This window comes from Neobacillus pocheonensis, assembly GCF_050477905.1.
Classification (GTDB): Bacteria; Bacillota; Bacilli; order Bacillales; family Cytobacillaceae; genus Neobacillus; species Neobacillus pocheonensis_A.
Genome location: NZ_JBCNAD010000025.1, coordinates 41,264 through 61,924, shown reverse-complemented (window position 1 = coordinate 61,924; position 20,661 = coordinate 41,264). Strand labels below are relative to the sequence as shown.

At 39.5% G+C, this 20,661-nt stretch carries 20 protein-coding genes; 9 read left to right on the top strand and 11 right to left on the bottom strand.

The window, feature by feature from the left end:
* Positions 1-113: 113 nt before the first annotated feature.
* From ABES02_RS15090 to ABES02_RS15070, 5 genes are all read right to left on the bottom strand, one after another.
* Positions 114-1,340, bottom strand: coding sequence for a phospholipase D-like domain-containing protein (locus tag ABES02_RS15090; protein WP_430136335.1), 1,227 nt, complete (start codon positions 1,338-1,340; stop codon positions 114-116).
* A gap of 399 nt (positions 1,341-1,739) precedes the next feature.
* A complete protein-coding gene (locus tag ABES02_RS15085) occupies positions 1,740-2,252 on the bottom strand; it encodes a DoxX family membrane protein (RefSeq protein WP_430136332.1) in 513 nt (170 codons plus the stop codon).
* Positions 2,253-2,459: 207 nt separating this feature from the next.
* On the bottom strand, positions 2,460-2,636 hold the full coding sequence (locus ABES02_RS15080) for a hypothetical protein (RefSeq protein WP_430136329.1): 177 nt from the start codon (positions 2,634-2,636) through the stop codon (positions 2,460-2,462).
* Between the two features lie 198 nt (positions 2,637-2,834).
* Entirely contained in the window at positions 2,835-4,388 is a 1,554-nt protein-coding gene (locus ABES02_RS15075; protein WP_430136350.1) for a bifunctional metallophosphatase/5'-nucleotidase, read from the bottom strand.
* A gap of 529 nt (positions 4,389-4,917) precedes the next feature.
* Complete coding sequence (locus tag ABES02_RS15070) at positions 4,918-5,943, bottom strand: hypothetical protein (protein WP_430136326.1); 1,026 nt, start codon at positions 5,941-5,943, stop codon at positions 4,918-4,920.
* A 680-nt stretch (positions 5,944-6,623) separates the two neighbouring features.
* Between ABES02_RS15070 and ABES02_RS15065 the strand changes: the two genes are divergently transcribed.
* The 9 genes from ABES02_RS15065 (at position 6,624) to ABES02_RS15025 (ending at position 14,568) form a co-directional block, all read left to right on the top strand.
* Complete coding sequence (locus tag ABES02_RS15065) at positions 6,624-7,538, top strand: hypothetical protein (protein ID WP_430136323.1); 915 nt, start codon at positions 6,624-6,626, stop codon at positions 7,536-7,538.
* 15 nt (positions 7,539-7,553) lie between these two features.
* Complete coding sequence (locus ABES02_RS15060; RefSeq protein ID WP_430136320.1) at positions 7,554-8,624, top strand: hypothetical protein; 1,071 nt, start codon at positions 7,554-7,556, stop codon at positions 8,622-8,624.
* A 414-nt stretch (positions 8,625-9,038) separates the two neighbouring features.
* Positions 9,039-10,139 carry a glycerophosphodiester phosphodiesterase gene (locus ABES02_RS15055; protein WP_430136317.1) on the top strand — a complete coding sequence of 367 codons (1,101 nt, stop codon included), beginning with the start codon at positions 9,039-9,041 and terminating at the stop codon, positions 10,137-10,139.
* A gap of 205 nt (positions 10,140-10,344) precedes the next feature.
* Complete coding sequence (locus ABES02_RS15050; RefSeq protein ID WP_430136314.1) at positions 10,345-10,749, top strand: hypothetical protein; 405 nt, start codon at positions 10,345-10,347, stop codon at positions 10,747-10,749.
* A gap of 313 nt (positions 10,750-11,062) precedes the next feature.
* On the top strand, positions 11,063-11,731 hold the full coding sequence (pgmB, locus tag ABES02_RS15045) for a beta-phosphoglucomutase (RefSeq protein ID WP_430136311.1): 669 nt from the start codon (positions 11,063-11,065) through the stop codon (positions 11,729-11,731).
* Positions 11,732-12,475, top strand: a complete 744-nt coding sequence (locus ABES02_RS15040; RefSeq protein WP_430136308.1) for a hypothetical protein — start codon at positions 11,732-11,734, stop codon at positions 12,473-12,475.
* 18 nt (positions 12,476-12,493) lie between these two features.
* Positions 12,494-13,480, top strand: coding sequence for a BadF/BadG/BcrA/BcrD ATPase family protein (locus tag ABES02_RS15035; protein WP_430136305.1), 987 nt, complete (start codon positions 12,494-12,496; stop codon positions 13,478-13,480).
* Positions 13,481-13,578: 98 nt separating this feature from the next.
* Positions 13,579-14,355: a class I SAM-dependent methyltransferase gene (locus ABES02_RS15030; RefSeq protein WP_430136302.1), complete on the top strand. Its 777-nt coding sequence runs from the start codon at positions 13,579-13,581 to the stop codon at positions 14,353-14,355.
* 87 nt (positions 14,356-14,442) lie between these two features.
* The gene (locus tag ABES02_RS15025) at positions 14,443-14,568 is read left to right on the top strand and encodes a hypothetical protein (protein ID WP_430136299.1); all 126 of its coding nucleotides are present in this window, start codon (positions 14,443-14,445) and stop codon (positions 14,566-14,568) included.
* Positions 14,569-14,625: 57 nt separating this feature from the next.
* Here ABES02_RS15025 and ABES02_RS15020 read toward each other — a convergent pair whose 3' ends face one another.
* From ABES02_RS15020 to ABES02_RS14995, 6 genes are all read right to left on the bottom strand, one after another.
* Positions 14,626-15,180 (bottom strand): hypothetical protein, encoded by a 555-nt coding sequence (locus tag ABES02_RS15020; protein WP_430136296.1) that lies wholly within the window; start codon positions 15,178-15,180, stop codon positions 14,626-14,628.
* 289 nt (positions 15,181-15,469) lie between these two features.
* Positions 15,470-16,459 carry a GMP reductase gene (gene guaC / locus ABES02_RS15015; protein WP_430136293.1) on the bottom strand — a complete coding sequence of 330 codons (990 nt, stop codon included), beginning with the start codon at positions 16,457-16,459 and terminating at the stop codon, positions 15,470-15,472.
* A gap of 243 nt (positions 16,460-16,702) precedes the next feature.
* Complete coding sequence (gene lsrF / locus ABES02_RS15010; protein ID WP_430136290.1) at positions 16,703-17,494, bottom strand: 3-hydroxy-5-phosphonooxypentane-2,4-dione thiolase; 792 nt, start codon at positions 17,492-17,494, stop codon at positions 16,703-16,705.
* A gap of 8 nt (positions 17,495-17,502) precedes the next feature.
* Positions 17,503-17,862: a cupin domain-containing protein gene (locus ABES02_RS15005; protein WP_430136287.1), complete on the bottom strand. Its 360-nt coding sequence runs from the start codon at positions 17,860-17,862 to the stop codon at positions 17,503-17,505.
* 19 nt (positions 17,863-17,881) lie between these two features.
* Positions 17,882-19,447, bottom strand: a complete 1,566-nt coding sequence (lsrK, locus tag ABES02_RS15000) for an autoinducer-2 kinase (RefSeq protein WP_430136284.1) — start codon at positions 19,445-19,447, stop codon at positions 17,882-17,884.
* Positions 19,425-20,393: a sugar-binding transcriptional regulator gene (locus ABES02_RS14995; protein WP_430136281.1), complete on the bottom strand. Its 969-nt coding sequence runs from the start codon at positions 20,391-20,393 to the stop codon at positions 19,425-19,427. The genes lsrK and ABES02_RS14995 overlap by 23 nt, the downstream gene beginning before the upstream one ends.
* Positions 20,394-20,661: the final 268 nt, after the last annotated feature.

Here is a 20,661-nt window from a genome sequence, read left to right as displayed (position 1 = left end):
GAACCGTACGTACGGTGGTGTGAGAGGGGCGAAAATAATCAACTTATTTTCCCTCTACTCGATTGTGCCAGGCATGGGAACTATCTAGGTGGTGAAAGCCCACTGTGGGGGTTTTACAAATAATACCCAATCATTTTTGCAAACTTTTCTTTCAGTTTTTCTTTTATAGATAATTGATTGACGTCAGAGGATGTTACTCGCTTTGAATTTTGGATGTCTTTATTGATGACTGGCTTTACTTTTGAAATAAAGACAGGGTCATGGATATAACAGTTCATTTCTTCATTTAAATGAAACGAGCGCGAATCAAAATTTACGGTCCCTACCATCAATACGTTTTTATCAATCAAGAATGCTTTACCGTGCATTACTCCCTTTTTATAACCGTATACTTCTATTCCCTGTTTTAATGCTTTTCGAATATATGGATACGCTGCCTCTTTAACTAACAGTGCATCCGAATGAGGTGAGAACAGAATTTTAACACGAACTCCTCTTTTTCTTGCATCAACTAATGAGTTCCAAATAGTTCTGTCATTTAGTATAAAATAAGGTGTTACTATAATGATGGACTCTTTTGCTTGATGAAACAGCGTTGCATAATCTTGCCCAAGTTTTTCTCCGCTATAATAGGCAGTAAATCGATGCCGGGTTGCTCCCTTTTCCTTTGTCGCGCTGTGTATAGGAATCTGTTCCTCTGTGTTTTTCTTCCAGTCTAACACAAATTGATGTTCTAGATCTTGAACCCCTTCTCCTCGTATTTGAAGGTGATAATCTCTCCAGTGACCGAGTTTTACTTTTTCTCCTAAATACTTCTTGCCGATGTTAAATCCGCCAATGTACCCAATCCTTCCATCAATAATTGAAATACGGCGATGATTCCGACGATCCAAAGAAGCAAAAAGATAAGGAAAAGCAGGCTTATTGTAATACGTAAAATGCACTCCTGCTTTAACTAATAATTCTCTTTCCCTTTTCTTTAGTAAAATTCCACCCAGCCCGTCCACAGCATAATATACTTCCACACCTTCCTGGCTTTTTTGTTTCAATAAATCTAGAAATTGATGACTTACTTTATCATCAGCAATAGAGAAAAAGTTGATATGCACGTAATGATTTGCTTTCCTTATATCTGAGAATAATTGATTGTAAAACTGTTTCCCGTCCGTATACATAGTAATATTACTTTGACGAATCGGGTATTGGATGGGCTGCTGGTCAAATACCATCCTTTTTTCAGCTGCAGTTCTGTCAATTTTACCCCAAACATGTAAAACATAACTTGCTCCGAAAATTACAATTAGGAGTACTTGAAGGATTTTCAGTATCTTTTTCAGCATATGTAATCTCCTTTATATATTTATCGTTTTCATTCTGTTAGTTTTTGTTATCGGGACAAAACTATCCCGTTAGCTCTCCATGGAGCGGACGTTTCGCAATAATTGTTGTTGACAGTAGCTTTGACCTTATTTTTTAATTGAACAATACTTATTGTCCAACATAAAAAATGATGTCAATTACTATGTCAACTTCATTAAAAACTCGCAGAAACCTTGATAAATAAAGAAAAATGACGTATGCCAATTCATACGTCATTTCTTGTGTCATTTATAAAAAAAGCACCCGAAAACGGTAACCTTTACATTCGGTGTAAGTAGGTTTTTAGTATCCTTCGAAGTAATCTTATTACAGGTTACTGTATTATAGCCTAATTTAATAATATAGAAAGGCTAATTTCATTATGCACTTTCGGAATATGGTTGATTTCCAGCTTTCTTATCTATCAATTTTCTAAGGTAGGGCAGGGACCAACGGTCCAATCCAACTTTTCCAGCATTCATTCCTGCAACAAGTATGAACAGACCTAATAAAACCATCTGGGGATTTGTACTTGTCGTTCCTGATAACAAATAAGCAAAGTTCATAGTAAGTCCCATGAGTATGGAAAATGATGTAAAAATACCTAAGATTAATCCTATTCCTACTAAAAATTCTCCCCAAGGAACTATTACATTAATAATATCGACGTATGGTATGGCAACCTCTTTTAAAAAGTTTCCCCACCAAGGTTGAACAGAAGGGTGTTCACCAGACATATTTTTTACTGCCCCAACCAAAAAGCCGCTTGCATCAAATTTTCCACTTGAGATTTTTCCCCAGCCAGCATTTAACCACTGCCATCCTAGATAGAGTCGAAGTAACATAAGTACTAAGGATACATAGCGGTTTTCCTTTAAAAATTGAATAAACATAATAATACCTCCTACATTAATTGATAATTATTATCATTGATATCGATTATCATTATCATTTATTGTGTTGTGATTATCAATAAGGAAAAGGCACCAAAATGATTTTCATTATCTAGATAAATATCCCTAAAATAGAAAGTTATTCTATTTTTGTAGAAAGGCAAACAAGACGGCAGAAGCCGTCTCGTTCTTTTATGCAGAAATTTCTTATTGACCAGAATTACCGTCGTCGCTTTGCGAACCATCATCAGTTTGTGATCCATCATCGGTTTGTTGCGTGTTGGGATCATCCTGTTTCGAACTTTTGTCTGAGCATGCTGTCGCAGCCCCAAGTAACATCAATGCGGACATTAGAGCAAATAACCACTTTTTGAAAGATTTCATTTCTATTCCTCCTTGAATGCTTGCATTTGGTATTACAGTCTTATCATACAAGTTTTAATAAAAGATAGAATGCAATTTGCCATTTCTTAACATTTCTTAACCGTTTCATTAATCACCTGAAATATTTATTATTCTAAATTTACAGATTATTAATGAAATTTACATCATCATACTTTCAGTGAGGTAACAATCATTAACTCATCGAATTTTTTTAATCCTTCCTTCTATCAAAGGAGTAAGCGGATCTGTTAATTGCAGCACGTGCTTTTTAAACACATCAATATCAACAGGACCAGCGGTTTTATGAGTCCCTTTACGGAAAACAGTGAAATTGTCACCGCCATCAGCCAGGTAGTCATTTACAGTAACGGTATAGTTTTCTTTGGGATCAATCGCAGTTCCGTCAGCAGAGAAAATATCGACCACTTTGCTGCCAACAGGTTTTGTACTGTCCCAGGTATATTTCAAACCGGAAATCTGCAGCATTCTCAATTTTCCGGGCTGCCATTGCTGATTTAATAAGAGGCGGATTTGTTCGCCAGTAAGCGTCATTTTTACGAGTTTCCGTTTAAATGGCAGGATAGTTAATAACTCCCCATAAGTAATGTCTCCCTTATGGAGGTCAGCTCGGATTCCACCAGGATTAATAAACGCGAAATCTGAATGCATCTCTTTCCTCAGCGAATCAGCAATTAGATTGCCCAACGCTGATTCACCATTCTCGTTTCGACTTGCTGGAATGTCGTCAGCAGCCTTGCCAACGACTTCATTTACAAAAGAAGAAACTTCCGCTTCATACTCTTCAACCATTTTCTTGATTTCGCCATCAGGTTTAATCGACTCCTGATAAACCATCACAATTTCCGCTTTTTTGCTTACAATCTCTTTCGTGATGGGATCAATCTCTACGGAAACGTCTGAGAAAGCAGTTCCATATGAATAGGCCTGAATAAGCAGCTTTCCATCCACTTCTGTATTAAGAAAGGTATGGCTGTGACCGGCAAACATCACGTCCACTTCATCGTCTACCTTTTTAGCCATTTCGACGATTTCTCCAGCAGGAGCACCGTTGGGACGGGTCTGCCTGCCTTCATTATGAGCCAATACAATGATCGCTTTCACACCTTGTTTCTTTAACTGTGACACCGCTTGGTTAATGGCGGTTACTTCATCTATGAATTTAATGTCTTTTATTCCATCAGAATTCACCATAGAAGGTGTATCGTCTAATACAACACCGATAAATCCGATTGGTATGTCATTTACTTTTATAATTTTATAGGGAGGAAGGAGTGATTTTCCTGTTTTGACGTCAATTACGTTGGCACATATATAGGGGAATTGAGTACCTTCAAAATATCCAGTAGTGGGGTGGAATCCTCCGTGGATTAAGCGCATCATTTCTTTCACACCTTGGTCAAATTCGTGATTTCCCAAGGTTCCAACATCGAAACCTAATTTGTTTAACACTTTGATGGTCGGTTCATCCTGCAGAAGCGAGGATACAGGTGCACTTGCGCCAACCATGTCACCTGCATGAACCAAAAGGGTGTTCTTATTTTTAGCTTTCTTTTGCTTTAAATAGGCAGCGAGATACTCAACACGGCCGACATCTTTTCCATTAAATTTCCGGGTAATGTTTAGCTGACCGTGAAAATCGTTTACTCCGAGTAATTGCAATTGAATGAAACGCTTCTTATTAGTCTCGTTGTTATTATGGGAACCTATTTCACTGGGATTCCCAGAAGCCATAACAATGCCCGCTGTTAATGAAGTCGTAAGAACGAAAGCAGGTACTGCTTTTCTCAGTACGTTCCAATTCAATGTGTCTTTCACTCTTTTCCTCGCCTCCCAATCCTCTAGTTAGTTACAACTAAAGCATAAGGAAGGAATGTTAAGTCTGTTTGGTGTTTTTGTGAATTTTCAGTTAATTATAAAAATAAGCAGTGGTAAAGAGATATGTTCACTTTAAAGATGGGACTGTTACAGCTATACATGATTAGTTAATTAAGGTAGCTCTATCTGTTAAAAAAAGAAAAAAGGATAGATAAATCAAAATGTATCTGTTTTATCTATCCTTCTCGTTTGTATCATCTATTGTGTAAAATTTAATATCCTCTTGAATCATCCACTCCATAGGTCTCCTCCGAGATAAACATCAATGACAATATAATCACAAATATTTTGACTTCTTAAACCCAATAAAATCATCTCCTTTCCTATCACAAATTTGCGCCAATTCGAATTCAATTATCAAGACTTGTCCGTGTTTTTCGTTTTTCTATCCCTGGTAAGCCAGCGTTGAAGGATTTGTTTTGCCAAATGTCAGAAACCACGGCTGCCCTAATGGTCCGCCTGCTGAAGCGGGAGGCACGATCACATCGAATGTCTTGGTCTGAACATCGTAGCGCCGCACTGAACCTGTATCAGGTCCGTCACCAGTAATGGGGACAAACAGCTTTCCATCCGGTCCGAACAGGATTGCCTGTGCAAAGGCGCGTGGCCCGCCGACAGTGTAGAGGTCAATTTGGTCGAGAAACTCGCCAGTATTCCCATCGAAGATCAAAATTTTGTCAGTATCATTCTTGTTCAGGCGGAAACTTGTGAGGTAGAGGTTTCCGTCCGGACCGAAGACCAAGCCTTCAGGACGGTGAAGATTGTTGAACTCGTTACTTTTAACAAACTCTTCGAGGAAGCCTGTCACCGGGTCAAATCGCACGACATAGCCACCGGAATGCGATGGAATGTTGCGGACTGATACATATAGCATACTGTCAGGGCCGAAGACGACACCGCGGGGATAAAACTGCCCGCTGAAGCTAGAATGGTCGAGATTGCCTAGAAAATTCCCCGTGCTGCCATCATACATCCGTAATTCTCCCGGTTTGTCGTTCGGATCCAAAAAGTCCGCCACATAGAGGACGTTCTGGTCCGAGAGAACCATGCCGCGCGGCGCGAATGAGGCGCCTTCTCTATCTGAACGGACGAACTCACTTTGAAATGCCCCGTTCTGTCCCTTGTACTTTAACACGTTGCCGTTCTGGTCCAGGTTAACGTTCTGGTTCGAGACAAGGAGATGGCCTTCACGGCTGAAGAGAATTCCTCGAGGACCTTTCAAACCTCCGCTTTTTGATGTGACAAAGGTGTCGCGGAACTGTCCGGTTTCTGCATCGAAACGCTTCACAGAATCATCACTGCCGCCACTGATATAGAGATAGTCCAGTCTACCGCCACTGTCCTGAGCAGAAGCGTTGAGGGAGCTGGATCCCAGTAAGCCCATATTCATTAAATGATCTTTTTCTTCCAAATAAAATTCTCCCTTATAAAATGATATTTTTTTAGTAAAAATTTTATTTTTACCTCATTTATATTATTCATAGAAGAGCTTTTTCGAATGAGACAAACTAGCTGATAAAATAACACATTTCTAAAAGAGTATTTGCCATTTTGATAGAACTAGTTTTAATAGACTTTCACATCATAAATGATAGGTAGAAATCTCCTACATGTGAAAAAAAGGACTGGTATTTTATATGAACCCTTCTCAATTGGAAAGGGACCAGCTACCCATTCGTCCTTGGTAGGAAGCCTGTTTTTTACATTTTGTAAAATTAATGCAATTTAGATTCTAAAACGAGTGAATTCTTCATCCTAGTTAGGTTACCTATCGAAAACAACTCATTTAATTGAGGTGTTTATTTTTTGATGACTCTAAAGATGTCCATGTACATATAAAAAACTACTTACTTCAAATTCTATTAATCTATTTGTTTGGCATCACCTTGATCAAAATAGTTTCGAAATCCTCAGTCGTATATGTGTAAAGCCCTCTTGTTTAAGGAGATTTGACTCATCCATTAAAGATTCAGCTTAGGTTAAAAGAACTCTTTCTTTATTAGTAGGAAGAAAAACCGACAAAAATTCAAAAACAATGTCGAATGTTGTCCATGGAAGTTATGATCCTACCTTTTGAAAGGGGGTGAAATCATGCACATTCGGCATTTTATTCTAATGGGTGTATTTTTAGGGGCTGCTGCTTTCATGCCAAATAATGCATTTGCAGAGAAAAACGGAGTGGCCGGTCAACCGGAACCTCATAACTCTGCAGCACAAACTCTCGTTTTAGAGGAAAGAGAAAGTCCAATGGCTTCGGAAAAAACAGTGTCCGTTACACCTGAAAACGTACATAAAAGTCAAAGTAGAGTGGTTCAAAAACCAGTGACGAATCCTGGAACCCCTCGACCCCAAACAAAGCCTGTTCCAAAGTCACCAGACAAGGTGAATAGGGGTATTGAAAAGGCAGCACCTTCCTTAGATACGAATGTAAAGGCTGGTCAATCTGCAGAACCGGCTGCAAAGGTGAAAGATACAGGACAAACAGGATCAGCAATTCCAAATGCTGTCACGAACAAGCTTCCGGAGGTCCCTAAGTCACTCTCCTCAAACCGAACTAAATATGATGGGGAAACCAACAGCCAGCCAACAGGTTTGAATGCTAAGTCAAAAACTTTTACAAAAGATACTGACTCCTCAGTATCAATAAAGACGAGTAGTCCTCTGACCTTGGTGCAGAAACCGTTAATAGATGAAGAAAACAAGGCTCCATCTAACAATTGGAAGATTCCTGTGAACATTGAGTTTTTGAATAACCCTCTGCAAAGAACGCAATCCTCTGGAGGGCAATCAAATGATGTTCCAGGCCCGGGGGCAGGCACGACAAGCTTTATTGTAAATTGGTTTGACTGGGATGAATATTTTGCTTTGAACCTTGGCCAGAGCTATACTTCCCGCCAGGCTAAGTACTGTCATCAATGGATCAATGCGCCGCCATCACCACCGCCAAAAGCAGCTCCTTTTTTCTTAACGTTTACTGCTAATTTAGCCACATGTAACGATAATTAAAGGAGCAAAATTGGAATGAACACAAAAAAACTTGTAAAATCTATCGTAGTAACTACAGTATTGTCTTTTGGACTAATGACTGGCGGCCATTTTACTGCAGCGGCTGGACTTGATAAAGCAAAAGTGGAACCTGTTAAAACTGTTCAAGCAAACAGTTCCCAAAATAAAACAAAATTGGAACCTGTAAAAGCTGTTCAAGCAAACAGGTCTCAAAATATACATGCCAGCGAAAATGTAACTACTGCACTCACTGTAAACCCGGAGGTTCCTGCTCAGCCTAAAGCAGAAGTAAAAGTTGAGATTCAACAAAAGAAAGAAGGCAGAATTGTAAAATCGCAGGCAAGTGTACATGCTAGTGCAACAGCAAGAATTCATGCTTCCACAAATTCGGCGATTTTTTCCAAAACTCAATCGTCAGAATCGACTGAAACTGATGCTACAGTGGCTTATTTATTCGGATCGGATTCTGCTTCATCAGCGAATCCTAAAGGGGAAGATTTTTACCTAGGGAAGTTAGGTTATGGGAATACTGTACAATTTGACGCAAACACGGGCAGTGGAATTTATTTCAGTAGTGCTAGAGCACAGACTGCTAGCTATGTTTATGGTTATTGGTTTTTATCCGGAATACAAAAGGCGCCAGCGGGCACCTCTGCAAGTGATTGGGGAGCGCAGCAGGCAAAATTAGCACTACAAACCTACGAAACTATGAAGAGTGTATATGGTTCGAAAGTTAGACCTGTTATCTTTATTGATGTGGAATCGGCTTCAACCGGTATGAATGACTATGACTATGCAAATAATCAAACCATTTATAAAGCATTTGTTAATTATCTAAATCAATATGGACAAGGTGTAAAACCTGGTACCTATTCGTCTAAAGGGAACTGGGAACGCACGATGGGGAACTTTTCACCAAGTACACCGGGGGCTTATTGGGTTGCTTATTACCCGAGTGAAATCCCAACAGATTTGACAACAAGTAATCCAAGTTGGGGCAATTTTCCTGGAACAAACGAAAAGGCAGAAATTTGGCAGTACTATGGTGGATACGATGACTATAATGTAGCTTTGAAACTACCATAACGAAATATAAGCGGGAATGGGTAAGTTTAGAGTTTAATAGATTTTTATCGGTTCGCTACCCACAGTACCCCGCGTGTTAGTGTCCAGACTATTTTTGTAATCTATTGAAGGTCCAGTCTCTTATCTTGATAGACTGGATCTTCTTTTTTAAACAGATATTCGAAAATTTTAACACGTCAAAGATGGAAAAAGGATTCAATCAAAAAAATACATAAGTTTGTCCTATACTTTTTTGAAAAGGGGATTTTGCTTCCTGCTAAAAGCTTGATTGCTAGATTCATATAACTATTTAAGTCAATAGGACTGTGACAATTTTCTTAGTTTTCTTTACTAAATCTTTTCAAATGCACCATCAAGGATTTACATTATCCTACTATACTAATAGAGTAATAGATTTTATAAGGGGATGAGCATTTGAAAAAGAAAAAGTTTGTACTAGCAACGATGGCAGCTCTTATGGTGTGTACAGGTGCAGGCCAATTATCAGCACAATCGGCTTCGGCTGCTGAGAATAAGTCCTGGTCTGAAATTTCAAAGAGCTTCGGTCCGAAAGGGTTCGATCTAGAGGCGCACCGTGGTGGAATCGGCCTTACAAGTGAGTCCACAATTGCATCGTTTTCTCGCGCTCTCGAAGTCGGTGTGAGCACACTTGAGATGGACGTGCAAATCACTAAGGATCATCAAGCCGTAATCACACATGACCGTAAAATCTCGGGTGCCAAGTGCCAGGATACAGGCCCAGCATTCCCTGGCGACACTGAATATCCCTATGTCGGCAAGTATATCAAGGACCTCACACTGGCCCAAGTGCGTACACTGGACTGCGGATCGCTAAAGCTGTCGCAATTCCCAGGCCAGAACTTGAGCCCCGGAGCGAGGATGCCAATGTTAAGCGAGATTTTCGACCTCGTTAAGCGTTATCACGCGAACAAGGTGTGGATGAACATTGAGACGAAGGTAGAGGCCGGTGCACCAGAGCAGACTGCTCCACGTGAAGAATTCGTACAGATTGTTGCCCGCGAGGTTCGCGAAGCCGGAATGATCAATCGGGTGTCAATTCAAAGCTTCGATTGGGGATCGCTCATGCGCATGCACGAGGTCGAGCCGCGCTTGCCCCTCGTCGCACTGACCAACGGCCCGCAGTTCCTGCAGCCTGGTCAAGTTGGTGCATCTCCTTGGTTGGGGGGCATTGATATCGACGACTTCGGAGGAGACCTAGTGGCGGCAGCTCACTCTTTTGGTGCCGACGCCATCTCACCGGTACACGGTTTCCCGCAGAATGGTAAAGTCACCGATGCGGACTATCAGCCATACGTAACGAAGGACATGGTAGAGGAAGCGCACAAGAATGGAATGAAGGTGATACCGTGGACAATCGATGACGAGCCGACCATGGAAAAGCTTATGGATGACGGCGTTGACGGGATCATCACCGACTACCCGGACAGACTGCGTGCAGTCATGGAGCAGCGAGGTCTAGAACAGCCAAAGAGCTACTCAGCTCCTAAGAAGTAAGAAACCTAGTTAAATGATATTCAAACACGAATACTTTAACATTCTTTTTCAAATTCTGTTTAATTCTGAATAATTCCTTGCTAAAGCACCTGTCTCTCAAACTTAGATAGGTGCTTTTGTATTCTACAAGTAAACGAGTTTAAACATTAGATATTATGAACATAGCCTCCATCAAAGAAAGGGATCATTAGTAAATGGAACACTTATGGATTATCGCCTTTTGCTGGGCGGGGTTGTTCGTAACAATCAAACTGCAGTTCCTAGTCAAACACAAAACTTTGCTCAGTACAAAATCCAACAAGCCCAACATTTCATTCAAAACTCTGAAACTGAACTGAAAACAAATCTAGTTAATCTGAAAGATCAAGAACATCATTACCCATTAGACACTATAGAATCTATTGTTTCACCATTGAGCGCAAAGTTGGGCATTAATGAATATTACCTAGCTTTGTTCAGTATTTTACTTGTTGCGCTAACTCTAGCAGCTTTAATAGTTGGATGGTACCTTCGCAAGTTTGGCAAGAAAAAATGGTTAGGATATATAATTAGCTTCATCGGATTTCTTCCCATCTTCCCGCTTGTTTCTTGGATTAGTAAAAAATATTAGATGGGCGGTAAAGTTTCATTAAAAAGGAAACCATTAAATGATACTACCGATTATGAAGGAACAAACCATACGCATAGCATAGATGATTGGGAACAGGCATTTAATAGATTGGAAAAATTTCAATCATAGAATGGTAAAGAAAAGATTAATCGATAGAAAAAACTAAATGGATGAAGACAGAGGGACTGCCATATGGCAGTTTTTTTGTATTAACTTCAAACCTTAAGTGCCTAGTCGCTGACTCGAAAGCTTTGTATGATGGTATAATAGTTTATAATGTTTGAATCTAAAAAGTTAAGAGGAGACTGCAGATTTGAAAAGAAAACTAGAGGCAGTTATTTTTGATTTAGATGGCGTTATTGCAGATACATTTGAGCTTTATTATATTGCGAATAAAAAGGTGGCCGAGCAACTTTCTCTCTCATTTTCAAGAAAAGATAATGAGAAATTTAAAGGGATTGGACGCATGGAAATTATTGATGCAATGGTCAAACAGTCAGGAAAATTTTTAAGTGACGAAGAAAAAAAAGAACTGGCTAATAATAAAAATATCCATTATCAACAATTGCTTCAGGACCTCGATGAAAAATTCATTTTACCAGGCATGAAGCAATTAATTATAAATTTAAAAGACAATAACATAAGAATAGGATTAGCATCTTCAAGTACCAATGGGGAAACAGTATTAAAACAAATGGGGCTGCTTCACTATTTTGATACGATTGTAGATCCCTCATCGTTAAAAAAGGGGAAACCTGATCCTGAAATATTCTTGAAGGCAGCAGACTCTTTTAGAATCCCCTATGAGAATTGTGCCGCTATAGAAGATGGCGAAGCCGGATTGCGAGCTATTAAAGCAACAAAAATGTTTTCGGTAGGTGTTGGGATGGAAAAAGAGATGGGGCAGGCAGATTGGCATGTGATGAGTACAGAGGAAATTACATTAAATGAGTTGTTGAAACGGTTTAAGGGTGATTTGTAAATGGAGGATAGAGACGATAAGCAAAGGGAATTTCAATTAAAGTGGTTTGATATTGTTATGGAAGAATATAATTCATTAAGAAATGAATCAAGTGATGCTTTAAAGCACCAGCAATCCATTATCAACTATGGGTTAACAGCAATAGGGGTGTTAATTGCTTTTAGTGCAAATCTTTGGGGAAAAGAGAAAATCGTCGAAAGCATTTTTGTTTTGTTTATTCCCTTTATGTGTAATTTAATTATTTTGATTTGGAATGGGGAAGTTCGGAGAATGTCCCGTGCAGGTCAATATATTAAAAGTATAGAGGATAAAATACATAATGAGTTTATACGTAGTGCAAATATTTCAGAACGTTCATTAGAGTGGGAAACATTTCTTAGAAAGCCAAAGGATAGGGATTCGGATCATCCTGAAACAGAATCTAGTCGAAATCGGGTGATTTCTTGGACTTTGGGCCTCTTTTCGTTTTTATTCAAGAATGATAAAGAGGCGAATAATAAAATTAAGAGTAACTATATTGCCATTATCATAATGTTTGGTGGACTTAGTATTCTTTCTATCCTTTTGGGATTTGGTCATGACCTAAGTATGTTTAAAAAAGGAACAAAAGTGGCAGGACAGGAATTATGGCTTTCATGGTTGGATAAAAATTTGTGGTGGCTTGTAATTTACACGTTTTTATTATTAGTGGATTTTTTGTCCTTTGTGTATCATTATCGCTATTTCCAAAAGGTGAAAAAATAGTCATAAAGGAGAGATCACTTGAGTCAACATATTGTATTAGGAATTGACGGGGGAGGCACCTATACAAGAGTAGCAGCGGCGGATGTAAAAGGAAAAATTCTAGCCTTCTCAAAGTATCCAGGTTCCCACCCAGGGAAAAATCAACATCCAGATGAAAATGTGAAAGCTGCGATTAGAGAGGTTTTACATCAAGCTAACACAAAGGTGTCGTCAGTAGAATGTATTGTTGGTGGATTTGCCGGATTAAATAGACCCGAAGATAGAAAATGGGCTAATGAGTTTTTGAATATCCTGGGACTGGAATGCGTGAAAGTAGTATTAAATGATGCCCATGTGGCTCAATTTGGTGCTTTTGTTGGCGGACAAGGCATTTTAGCCATTGCTGGGACAGGTTCGATTGTTCTTGGAAAAACAGATGCAGGTTCCATAATAAGAAATTATGATTTTCATCATGATTCAGCGGCCGCAGCAAGATATTTATCATACTCAGTAATTTATGAAATCATCACACAAAAACATCCAGTGGAAGAACAAGGTTTTATTCAGTCCGTCCTAAGCTACTGGGGAACTAGCGACATTGAAGAATTTCGAATATTAGCATCAAAAGGTTTCTCTGAAAATCGGGTAAAGGCTATTCAGCAGTTAAGTGGAATGGCAGCATTTGTTACATCGGCCGCATCTAAAGGAAGTAAAATAGCCTATCGTGCTTGTGAGAAAGTAATTGACTCACTAGTAATAGGGATCAACTTGGTTGCCTCTAGGTTTCCTTCAATCGAAGTTCCACTAGCTCTTATTGGAGGGGTCATAAAAGATCCATTCATGACAAAGCTTTTAATGGATAAACTAGACAGAATAAAATCTAATCATACCTTTTCATTTCAAGCCCCACAACTTTCTCCCGTTTTAGGAGCAGTACTTTATTCGTATAGTGAGTTGGGCATACCAGTAAATCAAGAAATAGTCGATAAGCTGAAAATGGCAGAACACACAAACAACTTTCAATAACAAGAGTTTCGGAGCTACTACTAATATTAATTGTTTTAAATTCCTGCCTCGTGGTAAAATTTAACTGTTTAGGATAAACTCGAGGTGGGGGATGTAGAGTGGGAATTGATTTTCATAGTCAAGAAAATCGCGTTACATACACAACCAGAACGGCTAATCATTCATGGATTAATGCCATAAAAGACCTTGTACCAATTGAGAATATTTCTAAAGCAGTGGATATAGGCTGTGGCGGAGGAATTTATTCGAAGGCACTTTCAGACATGGGTGTTTCGATGGTAACGGGTGTCGATTTTTCCGAGCCGATTCTTGAAGGCGCCAGAGAAAACTGTAAAGAATATAAAAATATTTCATTTAAGCATGGAAGTGCGTTTGAATCTGGTTTAGCGACCAATAGTGCTGATTTGTTGCTGGAAAGGGCATTGATTCATCATTTTGAGGATTTACCTGCCTGTTTCGATGAAGCATATAGAATCCTTAAGGAGGACGGATTCTATATTGTTCAAGATCGTACTCCTGCTGATTGTTTAATAGAGGGAAGCGATACCCATATTAGAGGATATTTCTTTGAAGTTTTTCCAAGATTAATGGAAAAAGAGACGAAGCGCAGACACGATAGTCAGACCGTTGTCGAAGGCCTAAGGGCAGCAGGATTTAAAGATATTCAGGAGATTACCTTATGGGAAACAAGAAAATTGTATGAAACGAGGGATCAATTACTTCAAGATTTGAGTGAAAGAACGGGAAGAAGTATTTTACATGAATTAGATAACAACGAGTTAAAACTATTATTGAATCATATCGATGAGGCCATTAAAAGGGAGACCAACATCGTTGAAAAAGATAGATGGACAATTTGGAAGGCCGTTAAATAAATTTGAAAATGAATTTAAATAAATTGTTAATGGAAAGAGAAGAATAGGAATCATCACTATGATGAAATAGTTAAAGTGGGTGTTGATATGAAGGAAGATGAGAGAGATTTACTAGCTGAAGCACTTGAAAGGTATGAAAGTTTGGAAGCACAGGCAGTCGATGGAATTACAATCGCACAAATTGAGGATTTGTTAAAACAATGTTTTGAATGAGCTTAGGACCTGGTCTTAAGCTCATTTTGATTCGATTCGGATTTTCTAAAGAAGAGCTTAGTATCTTATTTTTATTCCGCCTAAAATCAATCCCGCCCCTGTAAGAATGGCGCCAATAACCTCAACTGCAGCCTGGTATTGACCCATTACGCTTGCGGCTGCAAACACTATTGTACCTATTAACAGCAGATAGCCTGAAGAGGCTGGCAGTACCTTTCCGCGAATAATGCTAATCCCTAAAAGAATCATGCCTAAAACAAACAAAAGAGGTCCAAACATGGAAATGGGTTCGTTAACAGGTACATTGTTGACAGGGAGGGCTTTTTTCAGATAAGCCTGAGCAATTTCTACATAGACAATCGCTGTGACAATGATATTACCAATGTTTCCGAGAAGCATGGCCAATAATCCTAAGATTCCATTTTTCTCCCCTTGATAGAAATATAGTCCGAAAAAAGCAAATACGAGCAGCAAATGAGCAATGAATACTAGTAGATGGCCAATAATCGATCCAAATTCTCCAGAACCTACATTTAATGCGTGAGCACAGATAAGAAGGATTCCAGCAAAAATGGAAGTATATTTCGCTAGCCTTGAAATGGATTTAGTCATATTTTCACTCCTTTGATATTTTTAAAGAAAAGGATAATTAACGTAGATCAATAAGTCTTGTTAATTCATTGTGAAAAAGTAGAAAGATAGTGCAGACATGATGTCAGAAAGGGCATGAATAAGGAAGATATGAATCAGGGTGGCGGGATGATTGGATAATTCTAATTTATATTAGTTAAAATATAGGATGAAATAATGGTAAAGTAAAGAAAATTTTTCCATAAAAAAAGCTTGAGGAGCAGTTAAGTTTTCCTCAGGCTTGTAAAAATAAAATAATTTTTCATAACCATTAATAAATCTTATCTCCATTAAATATCGAATTCTTCACGATAACATAATCCACATAACGGATCGCTTCTAACCTGTTTCCTCCTGCATAAGAAATCGAGGATTGAAGGTCTTGTTCCATTTCTTTCAGTGTATCTGCTAAGAACCCTTTATGCTCGACTAAAATTCTCTTGCCTTCTACATTTTTCCTTTCGCCTTTTTGATATTCCGAGGCTGAACCAAAGTACTCTTTATAAAGTTTTCCATCTTTCTCGTCCTCGATCGTTTCTCCAGGCGATTCTTCATGTCCGGCAAATAGGGAACCAATCATGACCATTGATGCGCCAAATCGAATCGATTTAGCAATATCGCCATGCGTACGAATACCGCCATCCGCGATAATCGGCTTGCTTGCTGCCTTTGCACACCATTTCAAAGCAGCTAACTGCCATCCGCCAGTACCAAATCCGGTCTTAATTTTTGTAATGCATACTTTTCCTGGCCCAATTCCTACTTTAGTAGCGTCGGCACCTGCATGCTCCAATTCTCTTACTGCTTCTGGAGTCCCGACATTCCCTGCGATCACAAAACTATTAGGGAGGTGTTGTTTAATATGCTGAATCATCTTAATCACCGCATTGGAATGGCCATGGGCGATATCGATCGTAATGAATTCAGGTGAAAGCTGTTCATCTGCTATTTGCTGGATAAATCGATACTCATCCTCTTTAACGCCAACACTAATAGAGGCAAATAAACCACGAGATTTCATATCTTTAATAAAAGAGAGTCTCTTCTCTGGTTCAAAACGATGCATAATATAGAAATACCGATTTTCCGCTAAGTAGATAGCTATCTTTTCATCTATAATGGTCTGCATATTTGCAGGTACTACAGGCAGTTTAAAAGTATGCCCGCCAAAGGATACGGAGGTATCACACTCAGAGCGGCTATTAACAACACTTTTTGCCGGGATTAATTGGATATCTTCATAATCAAACACATTTTCCATAAGTCCTCTCCTCGTAACGAATATCACAGATAGGTTTGTCGGTTTTATCGTGTCTTATTCATAGATTGGACGAATAGGAATATAGAAAACAAATAGTTCAGGTATAAAGAATTTCAGAACTTCCCCCTACTTTAGTTCGTTCTAAACAAAGGGTCGGTCTTCTACTACAATTAAGTAGTGGAAGGCCGACCCTTTTTCTTAATATTAATTCTAGATTTTAAAGTAGTAATGAAGAGTTCTTCTCTAAAATACCTTGCCCTGTGTAAGCTGTGAATACAAATCCAGTGCTTCTTTCACATCTAGACCTTTGTGAACGATACCGTTGATGGCACGAATCATGGCTTCTGGGTATTCCGACTGCCAAATATTACGTCCCATATCGACGCCGGCAGCGCCTTGATTCATAGCATTATAAGTTAGTTCAAGAGCGTCTTTAATGGTTTCTAATTTAGGACCGCCCGCAATCACAATTGGTACTGGGCAAGTGCTTGTTACTTTTTCAAAATCTTCACAGTAATAGGTTTTCACAATATCTGCACCCATTTCTGCTGCAATACGAGAAGCAAGGCTAAGGAATCTAGTATCACGTTTTTCTAGTTCCTTACCGACAGCTGTAATGGCCAGAACCGGGATTCCATATTCATGTGATTCTGTTACCACATTGGCTAAGTTCGTTACTGTTTGAGTTTCGTTCTCAGAACCAACAAAAATGGATACACCCACACCAACTACATTATGTCTAATGGCTTCTTTTACCGGAGTGACGATATGTTCATTTGAAAGATCATTTAGAACGCTGGGACCTCCGGATACTCGTAAAAGCACAGGCTTATTTACATCTGTCGGAATACAGGCATCAAGTGTACCACGTGTGACAAATAAAGAGTCTGTATGTGGAAGCAGGTTTTTGACTGTTTCACCGGGCTTCTCCAGACCGTGAATGGGCCCAAGGAAATAGCCATGATCAATAGCAAGCATGACGGCCTTTCCATTTGGTAAAATTTGATTCATTCTGTTTTTAAATCCCCAATTCATTGAACCATTCACTCCTTCATTTTTGGATTTTCAACGGTGACGGAATCCCTTTCACTAATATGAGGCGACTTAATAAATACCGCTTTAAAATCGACGGTATTCGTATTTTTTAAATAATGTGCTTCCATAGGTCTTACCTGAAGCATATCACCTGGTTTTACATGGACAGGTTCACCATTTATATAAATATCAATTTCACCTTCGAGGATATAAAAGATTTCTTCACAGGTCGTATGATAGTGGTTATCGTGGTCATCTCCGGGTTTTAAAAGAACTACTCCAATATCAACATTGGGTCCTTTTGTTAAGTATTTTGGGCCGTGGGTAACGTAACGATATTCATTATTTTCTTCGCTAGTGTGAAACATTTGTTTCACCCCCTTTCCATTAAACCGTTAATCCAGGAGCAATCCACATATGATTGGTTATGCCTGAATCAGCTAACTTAAGCTGTTCGGTGTAAACTGCTCGCCAGTTTTCATAAATGGTTTTATAAGTTTCATGGTTTTCTAGATTCGGGGTGTGGATTCTTTCCCATTTCACGATGTCGTTAATAGCCGAATCTATGCTGGGGTATAAGCCGGCGCCAAGACCTGCCATAATGGCTGTGCCAAGGGCTGCAGCCTCCTTTTCAGCAGGAACTTTTACAGGAATCCCGAGGACATCTGCCAAGGTTTGGCTCCAAAGCTTTCCTTTTGAGGCGCCGCCGGCAAAGATGGCTTCTTTAGGGAACTGTCCTGTGACTTCCTCGACCATTTTTAAATTGCCATAGGTAACTAGAGCAGCATTTTCTTGTATCGATTTAAAGATTTCTTTCTTACCAGTTTTGTTGGGATCTAGACTAAGATTGAGGAAGGATGGTGCGGCATGTCTCCAAGAGATATAATTCATGACATCTGAGAAAATAGGAATAATACCATTCGAACCGACAGGGACATCTTTTGCCTTTTCTTCAAGAATCTCATAGGCGTCCCGTCCTGTTTGCTTTGCTTCCAGTTTTTCCATTTCACAAAAGGCATCTCTAAACCATCGCATGACAAGGCCTGGGAAGAAGGCAATGGTTTCTATTTGCCACAAATCGGGGACAGCGTGGCAATTAACACGAATACGATTCTGTGAGTCCACTTTCAAATCCTTTATGTTAATTTCCTGCTGCCAAAAGCTCCCTCCGCAAATGAAGGTTTGGGAATCTTTAATGGCGCCAACACCCACCGAAGCCAGCTGGGCGTCGCCGCCGCCGCTGAAAACAGGGGTGCCTTTTGCAAGACCTGTAAATGAGGCAATAGACTCGGGAATGGTTCCTAGTAATTCACCTGCTTCGTTAACGGGTGGAAAGATATTGGCCTTCAGCTCACAGGCCTCAGCAATTGCCGGAGTCCATGAACGATTTTTTAGATCGAAAATTCCTGTGGTACAGCCATTAGAAGGGTCGACTTGAAGTTTATTGGTAAGTTTATAGAGGATCCAATCGTTGATCATAGTTAAGTAGGCGATTTTTTCATAGACGTGAGGCTGGTTGTTTTTGAGCCAAAGGAGGCGGGGGAGGGCACCTAGCGCAAAGGTTTGGCCGCTTAAATTATACAGTCTTTTTTCAAGTTGGGGGTCGCTGTTTTTTAGCTCCTTGGCCTCATCAACTGCACGGGCATCCACATTGGCGCAAGCCCAGATTTCACTGCCATTCTCATCATAAAGGACAAAACCCTCACGCATACTAGTTGCACTTATGGCCTTAATGTCATTAGCGTCCACACCGGACTGGCTGAGCACTTGTGAAATACATGTCTGAATGATTTCCCAATTCTTTATAACGTCGAAATCCATCGAACCGGGGTAGCGTGGATCTTCAATATGTGTCCATTCCACCTGGGAAACAGCTGTCTGCCGGCCGGCTTTGTCAAATAGCACAGCGCGGACACTGCCAGTCCCAGCATCAAGGACTAGGATGTATTCCATTCAAAGAAACCTCCTTTTTTATTAGTGCTCTAGCAGTTTCTTCATCAGTAATAAGAGTGTCGATATACCCTCCTTTCAATGCACCGAAAATGGCATCGACTTTATCAGGACCACCAGCAACACCAATGACATTGTTAAGTTTTTTCAACGTGCTGAGTTGGGTGCCGATTAATCGATTATGGTGCGGTAATTCAAGAATATGCCCCTCGGCATCGAAAAATTGCCCTAAAATATCGCCCACGGCATTTTGATTTTTGATGTAAATTAATTCATTAAGGGTCATCTTTTCTTCTTTAATAATGGTTGAAGTCGAGGATAAGCCGCCAATTCCCACGACAACATGGTTCGAAAGGCTAGCTAAATCAAGAATGTTTTTAACGGATGGCTCAGTTAGCATGTTTTTTGCCATTTCTTCTGTAGATGCTAGGAAGGGAGCAGGAATGACATGTATGCCGCCCTTAAATTTGTCCAGACCACCTTCTAACGAATAATCACGTTTATGGAAATAATAATTAACTCCGCCTGTAAGAGTGACCATTGAGACAGCCATGGAGGGATCAATCGTAAGTGATTCAATCGTTCGTGAAGCAGCCTCGCCCCAACCGAATCCTAATAGCTCATTATCCCTGATATTATTCTCGATATATTGTGCTGCTGCTTTTGATAGGGACCGGCTAAGTTCGTTTTTAGGTGTAGGGATGACGAAAGTACGAGGAATTTTGAATGCATCGATTAGTTTGTGCTCAATTTCTAAACAATTTACCCCATGTCCTTTGATATGAAAGGAGACAATATTTTCGGCACGTGCTCGGTCAAGTAAACGAACAACTTTATTCCTTGATAAATTTAGCAGGTCTGAGATTTCAGTTTGGGTTAGATTATCCTTGTAATAATACCAAGCGACTTTAACTAGGAGATTCTCGGTAAATACATCATGGTTTGACAAAGCACTCAACCTTTCAACAAATAATCATTAGATTAACAAATGTTCAACTCTAATACCGAGTATAGGACCCATAAAATAAAAAGTCAATAACTTCAAAATATTTAGAAAATTTAACTTAAACATATTGACTGCAGGTGAATTGTCATTTAATATTTTGCTTGTAAGCGCTTTACCTAAAATTGTAATTTTTTTAAATTTTAAACAAAAGTTAAGTCTATTAAAAAATGTTTATGTTTAATAGATTATAAACTTGTAAAGCGGGTGAGCC

Bases quoted from the DNA above. Each gene is read 5' to 3' on its own strand.
- ABES02_RS15090 (WP_430136335.1), bottom strand. From the start codon at position 1,340: ATGCTGAAAAAGATACTGAAAATCCTTCAAGTACTCCTAATTGTAATT.
- ABES02_RS15085 (WP_430136332.1), bottom strand. From the start codon at position 2,252: ATGTTTATTCAATTTTTAAAGGAAAACCGCTATGTATCCTTAGTACTT.
- ABES02_RS15080 (WP_430136329.1), bottom strand. From the start codon at position 2,636: ATGAAATCTTTCAAAAAGTGGTTATTTGCTCTAATGTCCGCATTGATG.
- ABES02_RS15075 (WP_430136350.1), bottom strand. From the start codon at position 4,388: ATGGCTTCTGGGAATCCCAGTGAAATAGGTTCCCATAATAACAACGAG.
- ABES02_RS15065 (WP_430136323.1), top strand. From the start codon at position 6,624: ATGCACATTCGGCATTTTATTCTAATGGGTGTATTTTTAGGGGCTGCT.
- ABES02_RS15060 (WP_430136320.1), top strand. From the start codon at position 7,554: ATGAACACAAAAAAACTTGTAAAATCTATCGTAGTAACTACAGTATTG.
- ABES02_RS15050 (WP_430136314.1), top strand. From the start codon at position 10,345: ATGGATTATCGCCTTTTGCTGGGCGGGGTTGTTCGTAACAATCAAACT.
- ABES02_RS15040 (WP_430136308.1), top strand. From the start codon at position 11,732: ATGGAGGATAGAGACGATAAGCAAAGGGAATTTCAATTAAAGTGGTTT.
- ABES02_RS15025 (WP_430136299.1), top strand. From the start codon at position 14,443: ATGAAGGAAGATGAGAGAGATTTACTAGCTGAAGCACTTGAAAGGTAT.
- ABES02_RS15020 (WP_430136296.1), bottom strand. From the start codon at position 15,180: ATGACTAAATCCATTTCAAGGCTAGCGAAATATACTTCCATTTTTGCT.
- guaC (WP_430136293.1), bottom strand. From the start codon at position 16,459: ATGGAAAATGTGTTTGATTATGAAGATATCCAATTAATCCCGGCAAAA.
- lsrF (WP_430136290.1), bottom strand. From the start codon at position 17,494: ATGAATTGGGGATTTAAAAACAGAATGAATCAAATTTTACCAAATGGA.
- ABES02_RS15005 (WP_430136287.1), bottom strand. From the start codon at position 17,862: ATGTTTCACACTAGCGAAGAAAATAATGAATATCGTTACGTTACCCAC.
- lsrK (WP_430136284.1), bottom strand. From the start codon at position 19,447: ATGGAATACATCCTAGTCCTTGATGCTGGGACTGGCAGTGTCCGCGCT.